At 45.9% G+C, this 316-nt stretch carries 1 protein-coding gene; it reads left to right on the top strand.

The window, feature by feature from the left end; translation table 11 throughout:
• Positions 1 to 316 (top strand): RNA-guided endonuclease InsQ/TnpB family protein (locus ACYQ4O_RS13040; RefSeq protein WP_460175882.1); only part of this gene is annotated, 316 nt, incomplete at both ends.

Genomic DNA, 316 nt, shown 5'->3' with positions numbered 1-316 from the left:
GAATATGTCTGCATCGGCGTCAGGTACAGTTGAGCAGCCCGGGAAAAAGGTCAGACAGAAAAGCGGTTTAAATCGTTCAATTCTTGACCAAGGATGGTATTCTTTCAAGACAATGCTGACTTACAAGGTGGAAGGAAGAGGAGGGTTGCTGGTATTGGTTCCTCCGAAAAATACGAGCAGAACTTGTCCGAATTGCGGATATATTTCGGCAAAAAACAGACAAACGCAAGCACATTTCGAATGTACCAAATGCGGGTACAAAGAAAATGCCGATGTCGTGGGAGCGATAAATGTATTAAGGGCTGGACACGCCCGG

Source organism: Turicimonas sp. TL08 (genome assembly GCF_054660695.1).
The sequence above is the reverse complement of the archived record's forward strand: the minus strand, read 5'-3'. Positions and strand labels throughout refer to the sequence as shown.